Annotated in this window: 12 protein-coding genes; 9 read left to right on the top strand and 3 right to left on the bottom strand. The window is 45.2% G+C overall.

Annotation, left to right across the window (positions count from 1 at the left end):
• Positions 1–24: 24 nt before the first annotated feature.
• The 8 genes from M0696_RS16885 (at position 25) to M0696_RS16850 (ending at position 12,637) form a co-directional block, all read left to right on the top strand.
• The gene (locus tag M0696_RS16885; protein ID WP_222142025.1) at positions 25–2,133 is read left to right on the top strand and encodes a heavy metal translocating P-type ATPase; all 2,109 of its coding nucleotides are present in this window, start codon (positions 25–27) and stop codon (positions 2,131–2,133) included.
• A gap of 119 nt (positions 2,134–2,252) precedes the next feature.
• Complete coding sequence (gene bdbD, locus M0696_RS16880) at positions 2,253–2,921, top strand: disulfide bond formation protein BdbD (RefSeq protein ID WP_222142024.1); 669 nt, start codon at positions 2,253–2,255, stop codon at positions 2,919–2,921.
• A 4-nt stretch (positions 2,922–2,925) separates the two neighbouring features.
• A complete protein-coding gene (locus M0696_RS16875) occupies positions 2,926–3,342 on the top strand; it encodes a disulfide oxidoreductase (protein WP_166848414.1) in 417 nt (138 codons plus the stop codon).
• 185 nt (positions 3,343–3,527) lie between these two features.
• The gene (locus M0696_RS16870; RefSeq protein ID WP_003219999.1) at positions 3,528–4,136 is read left to right on the top strand and encodes a trimeric intracellular cation channel family protein; all 609 of its coding nucleotides are present in this window, start codon (positions 3,528–3,530) and stop codon (positions 4,134–4,136) included.
• A gap of 192 nt (positions 4,137–4,328) precedes the next feature.
• Positions 4,329–6,653 carry an RNA polymerase recycling motor HelD gene (gene helD / locus M0696_RS16865; RefSeq protein WP_222142023.1) on the top strand — a complete coding sequence of 775 codons (2,325 nt, stop codon included), beginning with the start codon at positions 4,329–4,331 and terminating at the stop codon, positions 6,651–6,653.
• A 170-nt stretch (positions 6,654–6,823) separates the two neighbouring features.
• Positions 6,824–8,641, top strand: coding sequence for an assimilatory sulfite reductase (NADPH) flavoprotein subunit (locus tag M0696_RS16860; RefSeq protein ID WP_248602195.1), 1,818 nt, complete (start codon positions 6,824–6,826; stop codon positions 8,639–8,641).
• Positions 8,642–8,666: 25 nt separating this feature from the next.
• A complete protein-coding gene (cysI, locus tag M0696_RS16855; protein WP_222142021.1) occupies positions 8,667–10,382 on the top strand; it encodes an assimilatory sulfite reductase (NADPH) hemoprotein subunit in 1,716 nt (571 codons plus the stop codon).
• A 242-nt stretch (positions 10,383–10,624) separates the two neighbouring features.
• Entirely contained in the window at positions 10,625–12,637 is a 2,013-nt protein-coding gene (locus M0696_RS16850) for a Na+/H+ antiporter (RefSeq protein ID WP_248602194.1), read from the top strand.
• Between the two features lie 44 nt (positions 12,638–12,681).
• Here the strand turns inward: M0696_RS16850 and yvgO are convergent, their stop codons facing one another.
• Positions 12,682–13,167 carry a stress response protein YvgO gene (gene yvgO, locus M0696_RS16845; protein ID WP_166848428.1) on the bottom strand — a complete coding sequence of 162 codons (486 nt, stop codon included), beginning with the start codon at positions 13,165–13,167 and terminating at the stop codon, positions 12,682–12,684.
• 222 nt (positions 13,168–13,389) lie between these two features.
• On the opposite strand from yvgO, the gene pgoN reads away from it, so the two are divergent.
• Complete coding sequence (gene pgoN / locus M0696_RS16840; RefSeq protein WP_166848431.1) at positions 13,390–14,220, top strand: glyoxal/methylglyoxal reductase; 831 nt, start codon at positions 13,390–13,392, stop codon at positions 14,218–14,220.
• A gap of 29 nt (positions 14,221–14,249) precedes the next feature.
• Here pgoN and modB read toward each other — a convergent pair whose 3' ends face one another.
• Positions 14,250–14,942: a molybdate ABC transporter permease subunit gene (gene modB, locus M0696_RS16835; RefSeq protein ID WP_222142020.1), complete on the bottom strand. Its 693-nt coding sequence runs from the start codon at positions 14,940–14,942 to the stop codon at positions 14,250–14,252.
• A complete protein-coding gene (gene modA / locus M0696_RS16830; RefSeq protein ID WP_222142019.1) occupies positions 14,914–15,696 on the bottom strand; it encodes a molybdate ABC transporter substrate-binding protein in 783 nt (260 codons plus the stop codon). The genes modB and modA overlap by 29 nt, the downstream gene beginning before the upstream one ends.
• Positions 15,697–15,749 lie beyond the last annotated feature (53 nt).

Below are 15,749 nucleotides of genomic sequence, written 5' to 3'. Positions count from 1 at the left end.
GGGAACCCTAAATCGGAAGGTAAGGTGAGACTAGTGAAACAGGAATACGTTCTGGACGGTTTGGATTGCAGCAATTGTGCTCAAAAAATTGAAAATGGAGTCAAAGACATAAAAGGCATAGACGGATGCGCGGTAAATTTTGCGGCAAGCACCTTAACTGTCTCAGCCGATGGGAAAGAAGAGCAATGGGTCACCAATAAAGTGGAGAAAAAAGTGAAATCAATCGATCCGCATGTAACGGTTCGTCAAAAGCATAAAAAGAAATCAGCAGATGACGGCTACCGTAATCGAATGATCAAAATGCTGAGCAGAATGGCGGCGGCTGTCATTCTCGGAGCAGTGGCATATGCCGTTCATTCCGGAACAATCGAATTTTTGCTTTTCCTTGCCGCCTATTTGATCATCGGCGGTGACATTGTCATCCGTGCAGTCAAAAACATCAGCCGCGGTCAGGTATTTGATGAGCATTTCTTAATGGCTCTTGCCACAATCGGCGCTTTTCTAATTCAGCAATACCCTGAAGGCGTTGCCGTTATGCTGTTTTATCAAATCGGTGAGCTTTTTCAAGGAGCCGCGGTCAGCCGGTCCAGAAAATCAATCAGTGCGTTAATGGACATACGGCCTGATTACGCCAATGTCAAAACAGAGAACGGCATCGAACTGGTTTCTCCGGAGGACGTACAGATTGGAGATATCATTGTGGTCAATCCGGGAGAAAGCATACCCCTTGACGGTAAGGTCGTGCAGGGATCAGCGATGGTTGATACGTCTGCTTTGACAGGTGAATCCGTTCCTAGAAAAGCTGCAGTAGGACAAGATGTGATGTCAGGCTTCATCAATCAAAACGGCGTTCTGCATATTGAAGTCACAAAGGGCTACCAGGAGTCTGCAGTATCAAAAATATTAGATTTGGTTCAGAATGCGAGCAGCCGTAAAGCGCGGACAGAAAACTTTATCACGAAGTTTGCCAAGTATTATACACCTGCTGTTGTGATCATCGCGGTATTGCTGGCCTTTGTCCCGCCGTTGGTTATTCCTGGCGCCGCACTTTCTGATTGGGTGTACCGTGCACTGATTTTCTTAGTGATTTCTTGTCCATGTGCGCTTGTTGTCTCTATTCCGCTCGGTTTCTTCGGCGGAATCGGAGCAGCCTCAAAGGCCGGAGTGCTTGTGAAGGGAAGCAATTATTTAGAAGCCTTGAATCAAGTTAAATACGCGGTGTTTGATAAAACAGGAACATTAACAAAAGGCAGCTTTGAAGTGACAGCAATCAAACCTGCGGAAGGATTTACAAAGGAAAGGTTACTTGAAGCGGCGGCATATGCTGAGCTTCATTCCCAGCATCCGATTGCCGAATCTATACGTAAAGCTTATGGAAAAATGCTCTCCTCTGACGTGATAGAGTCATATGAGGAAATATCCGGCCACGGCATTTTTGCAAAAGTAAACGGAACAGAAATCCTTGCTGGGAATAAAAAGCTCATGGAAAGAGAACAGATTGAGGGTGTCCCGGTCGAAAATGCCGGAACAATCGTACACGTTGCTGTTGATCAACGCTATGCCGGAGCCATCATCATAGCGGATGAAGTAAAAGAAGATGCAGCACAGGCGGTTGCTGATCTGAAATCGCTTGGAATCAAACAAACAGTGATGCTGACAGGTGATTCGAAACAAACGGGAGAAGCCGTCGGAAAACAGCTTGGCATTGACGAGGTATATGCGGAGCTGCTGCCGCAGGATAAAGTGTCGCGGGTCGAAGCATTGGAAGCCAAGCTTTCGCCAAATGAAAAACTCATTTTTGTCGGTGACGGCATTAATGATACGCCGGTACTTGCGCGTGCGGATATCGGAGCGGCCATGGGAGGCCTTGGCTCAGACGCTGCTGTAGAAGCCGCAGACGTCGTGCTGATGACAGATCAGCCGTCGAAAATAGCGGAAGCGATTCGCATTGCGAAACGGACACGGCGAATCGTGTGGCAAAATATCGGCTTTGCTTTAGGTGTAAAAGCGATCTTTCTCATACTCGGAGCATTTGGAATTGCGACCATGTGGGAAGCGGTTTTCTCAGATGTCGGCGTTACACTGCTCGCTGTGGCAAACGCCATGCGCGTTATGCGTCTCAAAAACAGATAAATTGTCGGAGAGAATTCATTTTTTCGGGGTTTTCTTATAGGCGCTTGTCTTGTTAAAATAAAGAAGTGGGTCAATTGCGATCCGCTTCTTTTTTAATTTGAAAACGATGAGGTGTCGGAGTGAAAAAGAAACAGCAGTCTTCTGCGAAATTCGCGGTCATCCTTACGGTTGTGGTTGTTGTCTTATTAGCAGCCATTGTAATCATTAATAACAAAACGGAACAAGGCAATGAAGCGGTTTCCGGACAGCCGTCTATCAAAGGCCAGCCTGTGCTTGGCAAGGATGATGCACCGGTAACTGTAGTAGAATTCGGAGATTACAAATGTCCGTCTTGTAAGGTGTTTAACAGTGACATCTTCCCAAAAATACAAAAAGACTTTATTGATAAGGGCGATGTGAAATTTTCATTCGTGAATGTTATGTTTCATGGAAAAGGTTCTAGATTAGCGGCTCTTGCATCAGAAGAAGTATGGAAAGAGGATCCTGACTCTTTCTGGACATTCCATGAAAAGCTGTTTGAAAAACAGCCGGACACAGAACAGGAATGGGTGACCCCAGCCGTTCTCGGTGATCTTGCCAAAAGCACCACAAAGGTAAAAGCTGAGACGCTCAAGGACAATCTTGATAAGGAAACATTTGCTTCTCAAGTGGAAAAGGATTCTGACCTTAATCAAAAAATGAACATAAAAGCAACACCGACGATTTACGTAAATGATAAAGTGATCAAAAATTTTGCGGATTATGATGAAATCAAAGAAACAATAGAAAAAGAGCTGAAAGGGAAGTAACTATATGAAAAATAGAATTGTATTTTTATATGCTTCCTGGGTTGTAGCTCTTGTCGCTATGCTTGGCAGCCTGTATTTCAGTGAAATCAGAAAGTTCATTCCATGTGAACTGTGCTGGTATCAGCGTATTCTTATGTATCCGCTCGTCCTGATTTTAGGCATCGCCACCTTTCAAGGAGACACACGCGTGAAAAAATATGTGCTCCCCATGGCGATTATCGGGGCATTTATTTCGATCATGCACTACTTAGAGCAAAAAGTGCCCGGCTTTACCGGCATTAAACCGTGTGTAAGCGGCGTGCCGTGCTCAGGCCAATATATTAACTGGTTTGGTTTTATGACCATTCCATTCCTGGCCCTGATTGCTTTTATCCTGATTATCGTTTTTATGTGTCTGCTGAAAGGCGAAAAATCTGAATAACATAAAAAGCGCCCGCGTATGCCGGGCGCTTTTTTAATCTCGAAAACTCATGTCCAATAGCATTAGCAGGATTCCCTCTAAATTTATCTTTTTTTATCGTGAAAATGTTATTGATTTTACGCTTGAGCGATTATAAAATCTAGAGGTCGTCAGAAAATTTAACAAACATAAAGGGAGTCATCAGAATGGCTTGGGAGCTGCTCAGTGTGATTGGCATCATTGCGTTTGCAGTCAGCGGTGCAATTGTTGCAATGGAAGAGGAATATGATATTTTAGGAGTTTATATATTAGGGATTGTCACAGCTTTTGGAGGAGGGGCGATCCGCAATCTGCTGATCGGTGTTCCGGTGTCAGCGCTATGGGAGCAGGGCGCGTACTTTCAAATTGCCCTCCTGTCTATTACGATTGTGTTTCTGTTTCCGAAACTGCTGCTGAAGCATTGGAACAAGTGGGGCAATTTATCAGATGCGATCGGTCTCGCAGCCTTCGCCATCCAAGGCGCACTGTATGCCGTAAAAATGGGCCATCCGCTTAGTGCCGTCATCGTGGCTGCGGTGCTGACGGGAAGCGGGGGCGGAATCATCCGCGATCTTCTTGCCGGACGCAAGCCGCTTGTACTGAAAGCAGAAATTTATGCGGTCTGGGCGGCTCTCGGTGGTTTAATCGTCGGCTTAGGCTGGCTGGGAAACTCGTTCGGATTGTACGTTCTGTTTTTCGTGCTTGTTGTTTGCCGCGTTTGTTCCTATATGTTTAATTGGAAGCTGCCAAACCGTTCTTTTCGTTTAGATAACTAACAGCAAAAAAACCGATTTCAATTTGAAATCGGTTTTTTTGCATATAAATAACCCAAACCTTGATTGATATTGGGTGAATGTGCTAAGATGAATTGTATTTGCCTATTTTTATCATATATTGTATATATGTATCCAATTATATTTTACAGTATTTCATCTGTGTTTGTCAACTATTTTCTGGAGGTGCCGTTCATGAATCAGCAGGATAAAGAATGGAAGGAAGAGCAGTCAAGAATAGATGAGGTGCTGCAGGAGCTCGGCAAAAAAGAGCGGTTTCTGGAAACGTCTGCAGGCGGGTTAAAGCATGATATTATCGGATTAAGAAAAAGCTTTTGGGAGGATGTTACGGTTAATCTTGATGATGCCCATGAAGCAGTTGAAACGATGGCAAGCATTAAGCAGCAGGCAGAGCTGCTGTCTGATCGGGAACGGAATCATCGGCGTATGGATCAGCAGCTCAAACGAATTCATCAATTAAAAGCATCGCCTTATTTTGGCCGGATTGATTTTATTGAAAACGGCGAGGAGCAGGCAGAGCGAATTTATATCGGTTTAGCTTCTTGTATGGATGAGAAGGAGGAACAATTTCTGATCTATGACTGGAGAGCGCCGATTTCAAGTATGTACTACAATTATTCCCCAGGAAAAGCGGAGTACGAAGTGCCCGGGGAAACGATAGAAGGGGAAATGGTGCTAAAACGCCAGTTTATCATCAAAAACGGCGCTCTTAAGGCGATGTTTAATACTGATATGACGATCGGCGATGAAATGCTGCAAGAGGTATTAAGCCATCAGTCTGATACACAAATGAAAAATATCGTGTCTACGATTCAAAAAGAACAAAATCAGATTATCCGTAATGAAAAAAGCAAATTCCTGATCGTGCAGGGAGCGGCCGGGAGCGGAAAAACATCGGCAGCCCTTCAGCGTGTTGCTTATTTGTTATACAGGCACCGTGGCGTCATTGATGCCGGACAAATCGTTTTATTTTCTCCTAACTTTTTATTTAACAGCTATGTCTCCTCTGTTTTGCCTGAGTTAGGAGAAGAGAATATGGAGCAGGCGACGTTTCAGGAATATATCGAGCATCGGCTTGGCCGCAAGTTTCAATGTGAAAGCCCCTTTGATCAGCTCGAATATTGCCTGACCGAAAAAAAGGATGGCGGTTTTTCTTCAAGGCTTTCTGCAATCACATGGAAGGCGGGCTTATCTTTTCAGCAATTCATTGATGAATACGTCAAACAGCTGTCCTCTGAAGGGATGATCTTTAAAAATATCATCTTTCGCGGACAAAAACTGATCACAAAGGAACAGATTCAATCATATTTTTATTCACTGGATCAAGGCCAGTCCATTCCGAACCGGATGGAGCAAACCGCAAAGTGGCTGCTGAGTGAGCTTAACAAGTCTGAGAAAAAGGAACGTCGTAAGGATTGGGTCGTTCAGGAAGCTGAGTTGCTCGACAAAGAGGATTACTTGGACGTGTACAAAAAACTGCAGGAAAGGAAACAGTTCAGTGAGAGTACATTTAACGATCATCAAAGAGAGCAGCAGCTGCTTGCCGCCATCATTGTGAAAAAGGCCTTCAAACCGCTCAAACAGGCGGTCAGACTCCTTGCATTTCTTGATGTTACACAGCTGTACCTGCAATTGTTTTCTGGCTGGGGAGGGAAATCTCAGCATAAGGAGACGGCAGCGATAGGGGAGCTGACCCGGTCGGCGTTTGCGGAAAATAAATTGCTCTATGAGGACGCGGCCCCGTTTCTTTATATGCAGGATCTGATTGAAGGCAGAAAGAAAAATACGAAGATCAAACACCTTTTTATCGACGAAGCTCAGGACTATTCACCGTTTCAGATGGCTTACATGAGAAGCATTTTTCCGTCTGCCAGCATGACGGTACTCGGTGATATCAATCAGTCCATCTACGCCCATGCCATACATGGCGTAAAGCGTATGGATGTATGCTTTGAAGGTGAGCCGGCTGAATATGTTCGTTTAAAGAGAACGTACAGATCGACTAGACAGATTGTCGAGTTAACAAAAGCGATGCTACAGGACGGAGCGGATATTGAACCTTTTAACAGAAACGGGGATATGCCTCTCGTTTTCAAAACCGAAGGACGTGAGGACCTTTGTCAAAAGCTCACGAAAGAGATTGAACGGCTCAAGAAGCAAGGTCACGAAACGATAGCCGTCATTTGCAAGACTGCACAGCAATGTATAAAGGCGCACGCTCACATGAGCGAATATATAGATGTTCGACTGATTCATAAAGAAAATCAAACATTTCAAAAGGGAGTTTGTGTCATTCCAGTTTATTTAGCGAAGGGGATTGAGTTTGACGCAGTCCTTGTCTATGATGCATCAGAAGAACATTACCAAACAGAGCACGATCGCAGGCTGTTATACACCGCCTGCACCCGAGCAATGCATATGCTGACTGTGTTTTATACAGGTGAAGCAAGTCCGTTTGTAACAGCTGTGCCGCCTCATTTATATCAGAATGCTGAATGAAGAGAAGGGGATCCTTCTCTTTTTCTACTTATAATGAAACAAAGCGGTTTTATCATTAGGATTCCTAATAGTTATCATCATGTAAATATATTTTACTTAAGCCTAGTATTCCGGTAAAGTTCAATTAGATGCAATTTTCGATCAGTTTATAACTTTGTGAGGTGGATACGTTGCAACTTCAGGTAATGAACAGTCCGTTTAATCAGGAGCAGGTAGAGCTCCTTAACCGCCTTCTGCCAACCTTGACCGAATCTCAGAAAATCTGGCTGAGCGGATATTTATCCGCGCAATCTGTTTCCGCCCAAGAAACTACGGGGGCGCCGGCGGCAGCTGTGTCTGCAGAAGCGGCGGCACCAGCCGTTTCAAAAGAAGTGACCGTTCTTTACGGTTCACAGACGGGAAACGCACAGGGGCTTGCAGAAAATGCCGGCAAGCAGCTTGAGCAGCGCGGTTTTCAAGTAACCGTCTCATCCATGAGCGATTTTAAGCCGAATCAGCTGAAGAAAGTAAAAAATCTTTTGATCGTCGTCAGTACGCACGGTGAAGGCGATCCGCCTGATAACGCGCTGTCGTTTCATGAATTTCTGCATGGTAGACGGGCGCCTAAGCTTGAAGATCTTCGCTTTTCTGTTTTGGCGCTTGGTGACAGCTCATACGAATTTTTCTGCCAGACAGGAAAAGAATTTGATCAGCGCTTAGAGGAACTCGGCGGAAAACGGATTTCTCCGCGCGTTGATTGCGATCTTGACTATGATGAGCCGGCAGCCGAATGGCTGGAAAGCGTTTTTAATGGCTTAAGTGAAGCTGAGGGCGGAAGTGCCGCGCCTGCGCCGGCAGCAGCGCCTCAAACAGGTGAATCTGCGTTCTCAAGAACCAACCCGTTTCGGGCTGAAGTGTTAGAAAATTTAAATTTGAACGGCCGCGGATCAAATAAAGAAACACGCCATGTGGAGCTGTCTCTTGAAGGATCTGGCCTGACATACGAGCCTGGTGACAGCCTCGGCGTCTATCCGGAAAACGATCCGGAGCTTGTCGAGCTGCTGCTTAAGGAAATGAATTGGGACCCCGAAGAAATTGTGACGCTTAATAAGCAAGGTGATGTCCGCCCGCTGAAAGAAGCGCTGATTTCTTACTATGAGATTACCGTTCTTACAAAACCGCTTCTTGAACAGGCTGCCCAGCTGTCAGGGAGCGATGAGCTTAGAGAGCTTTTAGCCCCGGGAAATGAGGATAAAGTAAAAGCGTATCTTGAAGGGCGCGATTTGCTTGATCTCGTTCGTGATTATGGCCCGTTCAGTGTATCGGCGCAGGAGTTTGTTTCGATTCTGCGAAAAATGCCAGCCCGCCTCTATTCGATTGCGAGCAGTTTATCCGCAAATCCGGATGAAGTGCATTTAACGATCGGCGCAGTCCGCTACGATGCGCACGGCCGTGAACGAAAAGGCGTCTGCTCGATTTTATGCGCGGAGCGTCTGCAGCCGGGAGATACACTGCCGGTTTATGTCCAGCATAATCAAAACTTTAAGCTTCCGAAAGACCCTGAAACACCGATTATCATGGTCGGCCCTGGGACGGGCGTCGCCCCGTTCCGTTCCTTTATGCAGGAGCGTGAGGAGACGGGAGCGGAAGGGAAAGCATGGATGTTCTTTGGCGATCAGCACTTTGTGTCAGATTTCCTTTACCAGACGGAGTGGCAGAATTGGCTCAAAGACGGTGTGCTGACAAAAATGGATGTGGCATTCTCGCGTGATACGGAAGAAAAAGTATATGTGCAGCATCGCATGCTTGAACAGAGCGCAGAATTGTTCGAGTGGCTTCAAGAAGGCGCAGCTGTTTACATTTGCGGCGATGAAAAGCACATGGCGCATGACGTCCATAACACATTGCTTGAAATTATCGAGAAAGAAGGCAATATGAGCCACGATGAAGCGGAAGCTTATCTTGCCGATATGCAGCAGCAAAAACGCTATCAGCGTGATGTATATTGATTTGACTTGAAAGGAGTTTTACAACATGGTGACCAAAATCTTAAAAGCACCGGACGGCTCTCCAAGTGATGTTGAACGCATTAAAAGAGAAAGTGATTATTTGCGCGGCACACTGAAAGAAGTGATGATGGACCGGATCAGTGCCGGAATTCCGGATGATGACAACCGCCTGATGAAACACCACGGCAGTTATTTGCAGGATGACCGTGATCTCCGGAATGAACGCCAAAAGCAAAAGCTTGAACCGGCATATCAGTTCATGCTGCGCGTGCGTATGCCAGGAGGCGTTTCAACACCTGAGCAATGGCTTGTCATGGATGACCTTTCTCAGAAATACGGGAACGGCACATTAAAACTGACAACACGTGAAACGTTCCAAATGCACGGAATTCTGAAATGGAACATGAAGAAAACCATTCAGACGATCCACTCAGCTCTTTTGGATACGATCGCAGCATGCGGAGACGTAAACCGCAACGTCATGTGTGCATCGAATCCTTATCAGTCTGAAATCCACTCAGAGGTATATGAATGGTCTAAAAAATTAAGTGATGATCTGCTGCCGCGGACGAGAGCATATCATGAAATTTGGCTTGATGAGGAAAGAGTGGCCGGCACGCCTGAGGAAGAAGTCGAGCCAATGTACGGACCGCTCTATCTGCCGCGGAAATTTAAAATCGGTATTGCCGTTCCGCCATCTAATGATATTGACGTCTTTTCACAAGACCTCGGATTCATTGCGATTGTTGAAGATGGCAAACTGATCGGTTTTAACGTGGCGATCGGCGGCGGTATGGGGATGACGCATGGCGACACAGCGACATATCCGCAATTAGCCAAGGTGATCGGGTTCTGCCGTCCTGAGCAAATGTATGACGTTGCTGAGAAAACGATTACGATTCAGCGTGATTACGGAAACCGTTCTGTCCGTAAAAATGCACGGTTCAAATACACGGTTGACCGCCTCGGTTTAGAAACCGTAAAAGAAGAATTGGAAAACCGTCTCGGCTGGAGTTTGGAAGAAGCGAAGCCGTATCATTTCGACCATAACGGAGACCGCTATGGCTGGGTGGAAGGCATTGAGGATAAATGGCATTTTACGCTGTTTGTCGAAGGCGGACGTGTGACGGATTACGATGATTATAAGCTGATGACAGGCTTGAGGGAAATCGCCAAGGTTCATACAGGCGAGTTCCGTCTGACATCCAATCAGAACTTAATTATTGCGAACGTTTCAAGCGATCAAAAAGAAGAAATCAGTGCGTTAATCGAGCAATACGGACTTACTGACGGCAAGCATCATTCAGCGCTCCGCCGCAGCTCTATGGCGTGCGTCGCTCTTCCAACGTGCGGATTGGCAATGGCTGAAGCAGAACGTTATTTGCCGACCCTTTTAGATAAGGTTGAAGAGATTATTGACGAAAACGGCCTTCGTGATCAGGAAATTACCATTCGCATGACAGGGTGTCCGAACGGCTGTGCACGCCATGCCCTTGGTGAGATCGGATTTATTGGCAAGGCGCCAGGCAAATATAATATGTATCTTGGTGCTGCATTTGACGGAAGCCGTTTGAGCAAAATGTACCGTGAAAACATCGGTGAAGAAGACATTTTAAGCGAGCTGCGTGTCCTTCTTTCCCGCTATGCGAAAGAACGCGAGGAAGGCGAGCACTTCGGTGACTTTGTCATCCGCGCCGGCATCATTAAAGCAACGACTGACGGCACAAATTTTCATCATTGATAAAGAAAGAAGAGAGACAGGGAATAGCTCCCTGTCTCTTTTTATCTAAAATTTGCTCTGCTGCAAAAAAGTTCACTGTGAGCATATCATGAGAAATAATACCCTAAAAAGGGTACTATAAAAGAAGACAACTCCTGCGAAATCACATATTGGATGCAAGGCCATCCTAGCCCAGCCTCTCATAGACAATCAGGCATTAACTCATCATGCACGATACACATCAGACGAAGGAGGTCATGCATTTGGACATATTTTTAGTTGTTCTCGTTTTATTAACGATCATTGCGATATCCAATATCGTAAACCGGTTTATTCCATTTATACCAGTGCCTCTGATTCAGGTAGCACTTGGGATTCTTGCGGCCTCATTTCCACAGGGGCTTCATTTTGAGTTAAGCACCGAATTGTTTTTTGTTTTGTTTATTGCGCCTCTTCTATTTAATGATGGGAAGAGAACGCCGCGGGCAGAGCTTTGGAATTTACGAGCTCCAATTTTATTGCTTGCACTCGGCCTTGTATTTGCGACTGTGATTGTAGGAGGCTACACGATTCACTGGATGATTCCTGATATTCCGCTGGCAGCGGCTTTTGGACTTGCGGCCATTCTTTCACCGACTGATGTTGTCGCTGTCAGCGCATTATCAGGAAGAGTGAAAATGCCAAAAGGGATTCTTCGTCTGCTTGAAGGGGAAGGGCTGATGAATGACGCATCAGGTCTGGTAGCCTTTAAGTTTGCGATTGCAGCAGCAGTGACTGGTGCATTTTCATTAGCACAAGCGGCTGTCAGCTTTGTATTTATTTCTCTCGGAGGCTTGCTGTGCGGGGTTGTCATTTCGTTCTTCATTATTCGTTTTCGCCTGTTCCTGCGCCGCCTCGGTATGCAGGATGTCACGATGCATATGCTGATTCAAATTCTGACACCGTTTGTCATTTATTTGGCAGCGGAAGAAATTGGCGTTTCCGGTATTTTAGCCGTTGTGGCGGGAGGCATTACCCATGCAGTTGAACAGGATCGTCTGGAATCAACGATGGTCAAACTGCAAATCGTCTCCTCAAGTACGTGGAACATTATTTTATTTATTTTGAACGGTCTGGTTTTCGTTATTCTCGGGACGCAGATTCCGGACGTCATTTCTGTCATCTTTAACGACACTGCAATCAGCAACTTGAAGGTGATCAGCTATATCCTAGTCATTACATTTACGTTAATGCTCCTCAGATTTCTATGGGTGCTGTTTTTCTGGAATGGCAAATGGTTCTTTAATAGGGATCAGAACATCTATAAACCGGGTCTTCGTTCGACGCTGTTACTTTCGATTTCCGGTGTGCGCGGTGCTGTAACGCTTGCGGGTTCTTTCTCCATTCCTTATTTCCTGGAGGATGGCACACCGTTCCCGGAAAGAAATCTAATTCTCTTTTTAGCAGCCGGCGTCATTTTATGCACGCTTGTCATTGCCACCGTTGTCCTGCCGCTTCTGACTGAAATAGAAGAAGAGGACGAGAAACGAAATGAAAAGCTTCTGACGGCGAGGCGCAAATTGATTAAAAAAGCTCTCCGAACGATTAAGGAGGACATGAACGATACAAACAAAACAGCCTCTCTTGCGGTTATAGCTGAATACAATGAGAAAATGAAAAATCTTCGTTTTCAGCAATATACATCATCTAATCGGATCAAAAAGCAAGAGCGAAAAGTCCGTGCCCAAGGGGTTAACGCTGAGCAAGAGGCGCTGGTGAAAATGCTGGAGCGGGGAGACATCCCGGAAGAAACGGCAAATGTGCTGCAAGAACGGTTTAACGAATTAGAAATTTTGTATGCCAACCCATTTAAAGTCGGATTATCAAAAACAAGGCTCAAGCGGCTGATGTATTGGATTTTCTTCGGTGAACATAAAAAGCCGGAGATGTCGATTTTAAATGAAGCGGGATTGATACGGGCAACGAGAGTGAAAACGGCAAAAGCAGCGATAGAATACTTGGAGAAACATAAGACAGAAGAACATAAAGAAGTCTTTTTATCTGTCATTACGTTTTATAAACAGTTAATTTTCAGGCTGGAGCACAGCCATCATGAGCTGAAATCAAGTGCTCATTTTGAAAATCAGAAGCTGGAAGTGAAGCTGAAGGCTGTGCAGGCGATCAGAAATGAAATTCAAACGCTCTTCGAGGAGCGGGAAATTTCCCGAGACATCTCCCATGAGCTTCGCCAATACATTAATGATGTAGAAGCCGCGATGCTTGAAGGCGGCGAATAACTGCAGCAAAAAAGCTGGCGTTCTAACGCCAGCTTTTTTCTATATTAAGGGCGATGGAATTCGACAGTGCTGCCATCCCGGTCGAACCAGCCTCTGAAGGCCCAGTTAATCCAGCCGCCATCTCCTTTGTTTGTAAAGGTTCCATCTTCAAATACCCAAATGCCGTACGTAATGCCGTCATAAACGGCTGAACCGTAAAATTGCACACCGTTCAAGTGATCGTCATACTCTTGGCTTAAATTAAATACCATGACGTTGTATTTTTGGCCGGATGCGTAGAAGGAAGACTCCATAAGGTTTTTCACAAATCCATCCCGGTTCTGTGCGGATTTAATGGCATCGGCAATTTGATTAGCAATGCCAAGCACATCCAGGTTTACATTTAAACCGACCTCAGCTGCAGTTGCTCCGGCTGTTGCTGTCTGCGAATTCTTCGGAGCGGGGGTTTCTTCAGCGGAAGCAAAGGACAAAGGGGCAATAGTCAAAGCGGCACCAAGCGCAAGTGTCATTGGAATACGAATCCGTTTCAAGTTGTTTCCTCCTTTGTTTTCATTTGGTTACACTAGTTGCATACCCTGCTCATTTTATTCATAATCGTAATATTGTTAAAATAGGAAAAAAATAGTGCTCCTTGTTTATTATGCTGTGAAAAAAGAAGCAAAAAGAGGATCTTAAGCGTATTATTGGTATCGGCTGAGAGGATTGTGAGATAATATAGACGCTTACATTTCAGTGAAAGGGTGGATGTTCAAGTGCCAACAAGTTTAAAAGATACTGTAAAATTACATAACGGAGTTGAAATGCCTTGGTTCGGTTTGGGCGTTTATAAAGTTGAAAACGGAAGCGAAGCGACTGAATCAGTAAAAGCGGCAATTAAAAACGGCTACCGCAGCATTGATACAGCAGCGATTTACAAAAATGAAGAAGGCGTTGGCCTCGGAATTAAAGAATCCGGTGTGGCAAGAGAAGAGCTCTTCATTACATCAAAAGTATGGAATGAAGATCAAGGGTACGAAACAACGCTTGCTGCCTTTGAAAAAAGCTTGGAAAGGCTTCAGCTTGATTATTTAGATCTATATTTAATCCACTGGCCTGGCAAGGATAAATATAAAGATACGTGGCGCGCGCTTGAAAAGCTGTACAAGGACGGCAAAATCCGCGCGATTGGCGTCAGCAACTTCCAAGTTCATCATTTAGAAGAGCTTTTAAAAGATGCTGAAATCAAACCGATGATCAACCAAGTGGAATTTCACCCTCGTTTGACGCAAAAAGAATTAAGAGACTATTGTAAAAAACAAGGCATCCAGCTGGAAGCATGGTCTCCGCTCATGCAGGGGCAGCTTCTGGATAACGAAGTGCTCGCACAGATTGCTGAAAAGCACAATAAATCTGTAGCTCAAGTGATTTTGCGCTGGGACCTTCAGCATGAAGTTGTAACAATTCCAAAATCCATCAAAGAACACCGTATTATCGAAAACGCTGATATTTTTGATTTCGAATTGTCTCAGGAAGACATGGACAAAATTGACGCGTTGAACAAAGATGAGCGTGTCGGCCCAAATCCTGATGAGCTTCTGTTTTAATAAAAAACTCCCCGTTACGGGGAGTTTTTTTAGTGTGTTTTTTTCTGTTGAATGAAAAACAACATCAAAAAGGAAATGACGACAATACAGATGACCCACGCCCAGGCGAGGGCATTGTTGCCGGAATCCAAAGCGACGTAAATGGCCGTCGGCAGTGTTTGCGTAACACCGGGGATGTTCCCTGCAAACATGAGTGTTGCGCCAAATTCTCCGAGTGCCCGCGCAAGGCTGAGGATGCTCCCTGTCAGCAATGAAGGATAGGCGAGCGGGACGGAAATATGGATAAATACCTTCCATCTGCTTGCGCCGTCTACCATTGCTGCGCCCTGTATATCAGGATCAATATCGGTGAATCCTGTTTTGGCGGATTGATACATAAGCGGAAAGGCCACAATCGCCGAGGCGATCACAGCGGCCCACCAAGTGAAAATGACAGGCTGCTGAAAGACCCATTCGATGGCTTGTCCGATGAAACTGTGCTTTCCGAAAATGACGATCAAGATAAAACCGACAACTGTAGGCGGCAGAACGAGCGGAAGCATAAAAAGTGTTTCGAGCGCCGTTTTTCCGAAAAATGATGCCCGCGACATCCATGCCCCGGCTAGTGTTCCGAGAATAATGACAACAAATCCGGCAACTGCCGCCACCTGAAAGGAAAGCACAACAGGTGTGAAAAACTCTGAAGCGCTTATGCTATTCGGCAGTAAAACCATATTTCTCAAATACTTTCATTGCTTCATCTGATTGCAGGTAATCGTAAAACTCCTTCGCTTCCTTACGGTGTTTGGTATCTTTTACGATTCCTAACGGATAAACAATCGGACTGTGTGTATCTGCCTTTGCCTCGTCAATCATTTTGACCTTTTTAGAGATCAGAGCGTCTGTTTTATAAACAACGCCTGCGTCTACATTTCCTGTTTCAACATAAGAAAGAACTTGGCGAACGTCTTTTCCGTAAACGATCTTATCCTTCACTTTGTCCCATAAAGAAAGCTTTGTCAGTGATTCTTCCCCATAAGCTCCTGCCGGCACGGATTCCGGCGTTCCGAGGGCGATTTTTTCTGAATCAGCCAGATTGCTAAAGCTAGTCACAGGCGAATCTCCGTATTTCGGAACTATAAGTACAATTTCATTCCCGACTAAATCAGTGCTGTCTTTTTTTGCGATATCCCCATCATCCACTAGCTTTTGAAATTTATCCTCAGCAGCTGAGAAGAACAGATCAGCCCCTGCTCCTTGAGAAATCTGTTTTTGCAATGCGCCGGATGAGCCATAGTTATCTTGGATTGTAATATTTTGATGTTCTTTTTCGTAATTCTTTTGGATTTCCTCAAGTGCATCTTGTGCGCTGGCGGCAGCTGAGATGGTTAACGTTACTTTTTTCTCACTGTCCGATGAAGACTGGTTTGCAGAGCAGCCTGCTGCAAGCAGAAAAACGGTTAAGGCTGCTGTTAAAATGGAATACTTTTTATACATGATTGCACCCCTTATGATTAGTTATAACTAATTATAACTGATTATGTTTGGTT

The organism is Bacillus rugosus, from assembly GCF_023238245.1.
GTDB lineage: Bacteria > Bacillota > Bacilli > Bacillales > Bacillaceae > Bacillus > Bacillus rugosus.
This window is presented reverse-complemented; position numbering and strand designations above follow the sequence as displayed.

Excerpts from the sequence above, each read along its gene's own strand:
- M0696_RS16875 (WP_166848414.1), top strand. The coding sequence starts at position 2,926 with ATGAAAAATAGAATTGTATTTTTATATGCTTCCTGGGTTGTAGCTCTT.
- cysI (WP_222142021.1), top strand. The coding sequence starts at position 8,667 with ATGGTGACCAAAATCTTAAAAGCACCGGACGGCTCTCCAAGTGATGTT.
- M0696_RS16870 (WP_003219999.1), top strand. The coding sequence starts at position 3,528 with ATGGCTTGGGAGCTGCTCAGTGTGATTGGCATCATTGCGTTTGCAGTC.
- modA (WP_222142019.1), bottom strand. The coding sequence starts at position 15,696 with ATGTATAAAAAGTATTCCATTTTAACAGCAGCCTTAACCGTTTTTCTG.
- helD (WP_222142023.1), top strand. The coding sequence starts at position 4,329 with ATGAATCAGCAGGATAAAGAATGGAAGGAAGAGCAGTCAAGAATAGAT.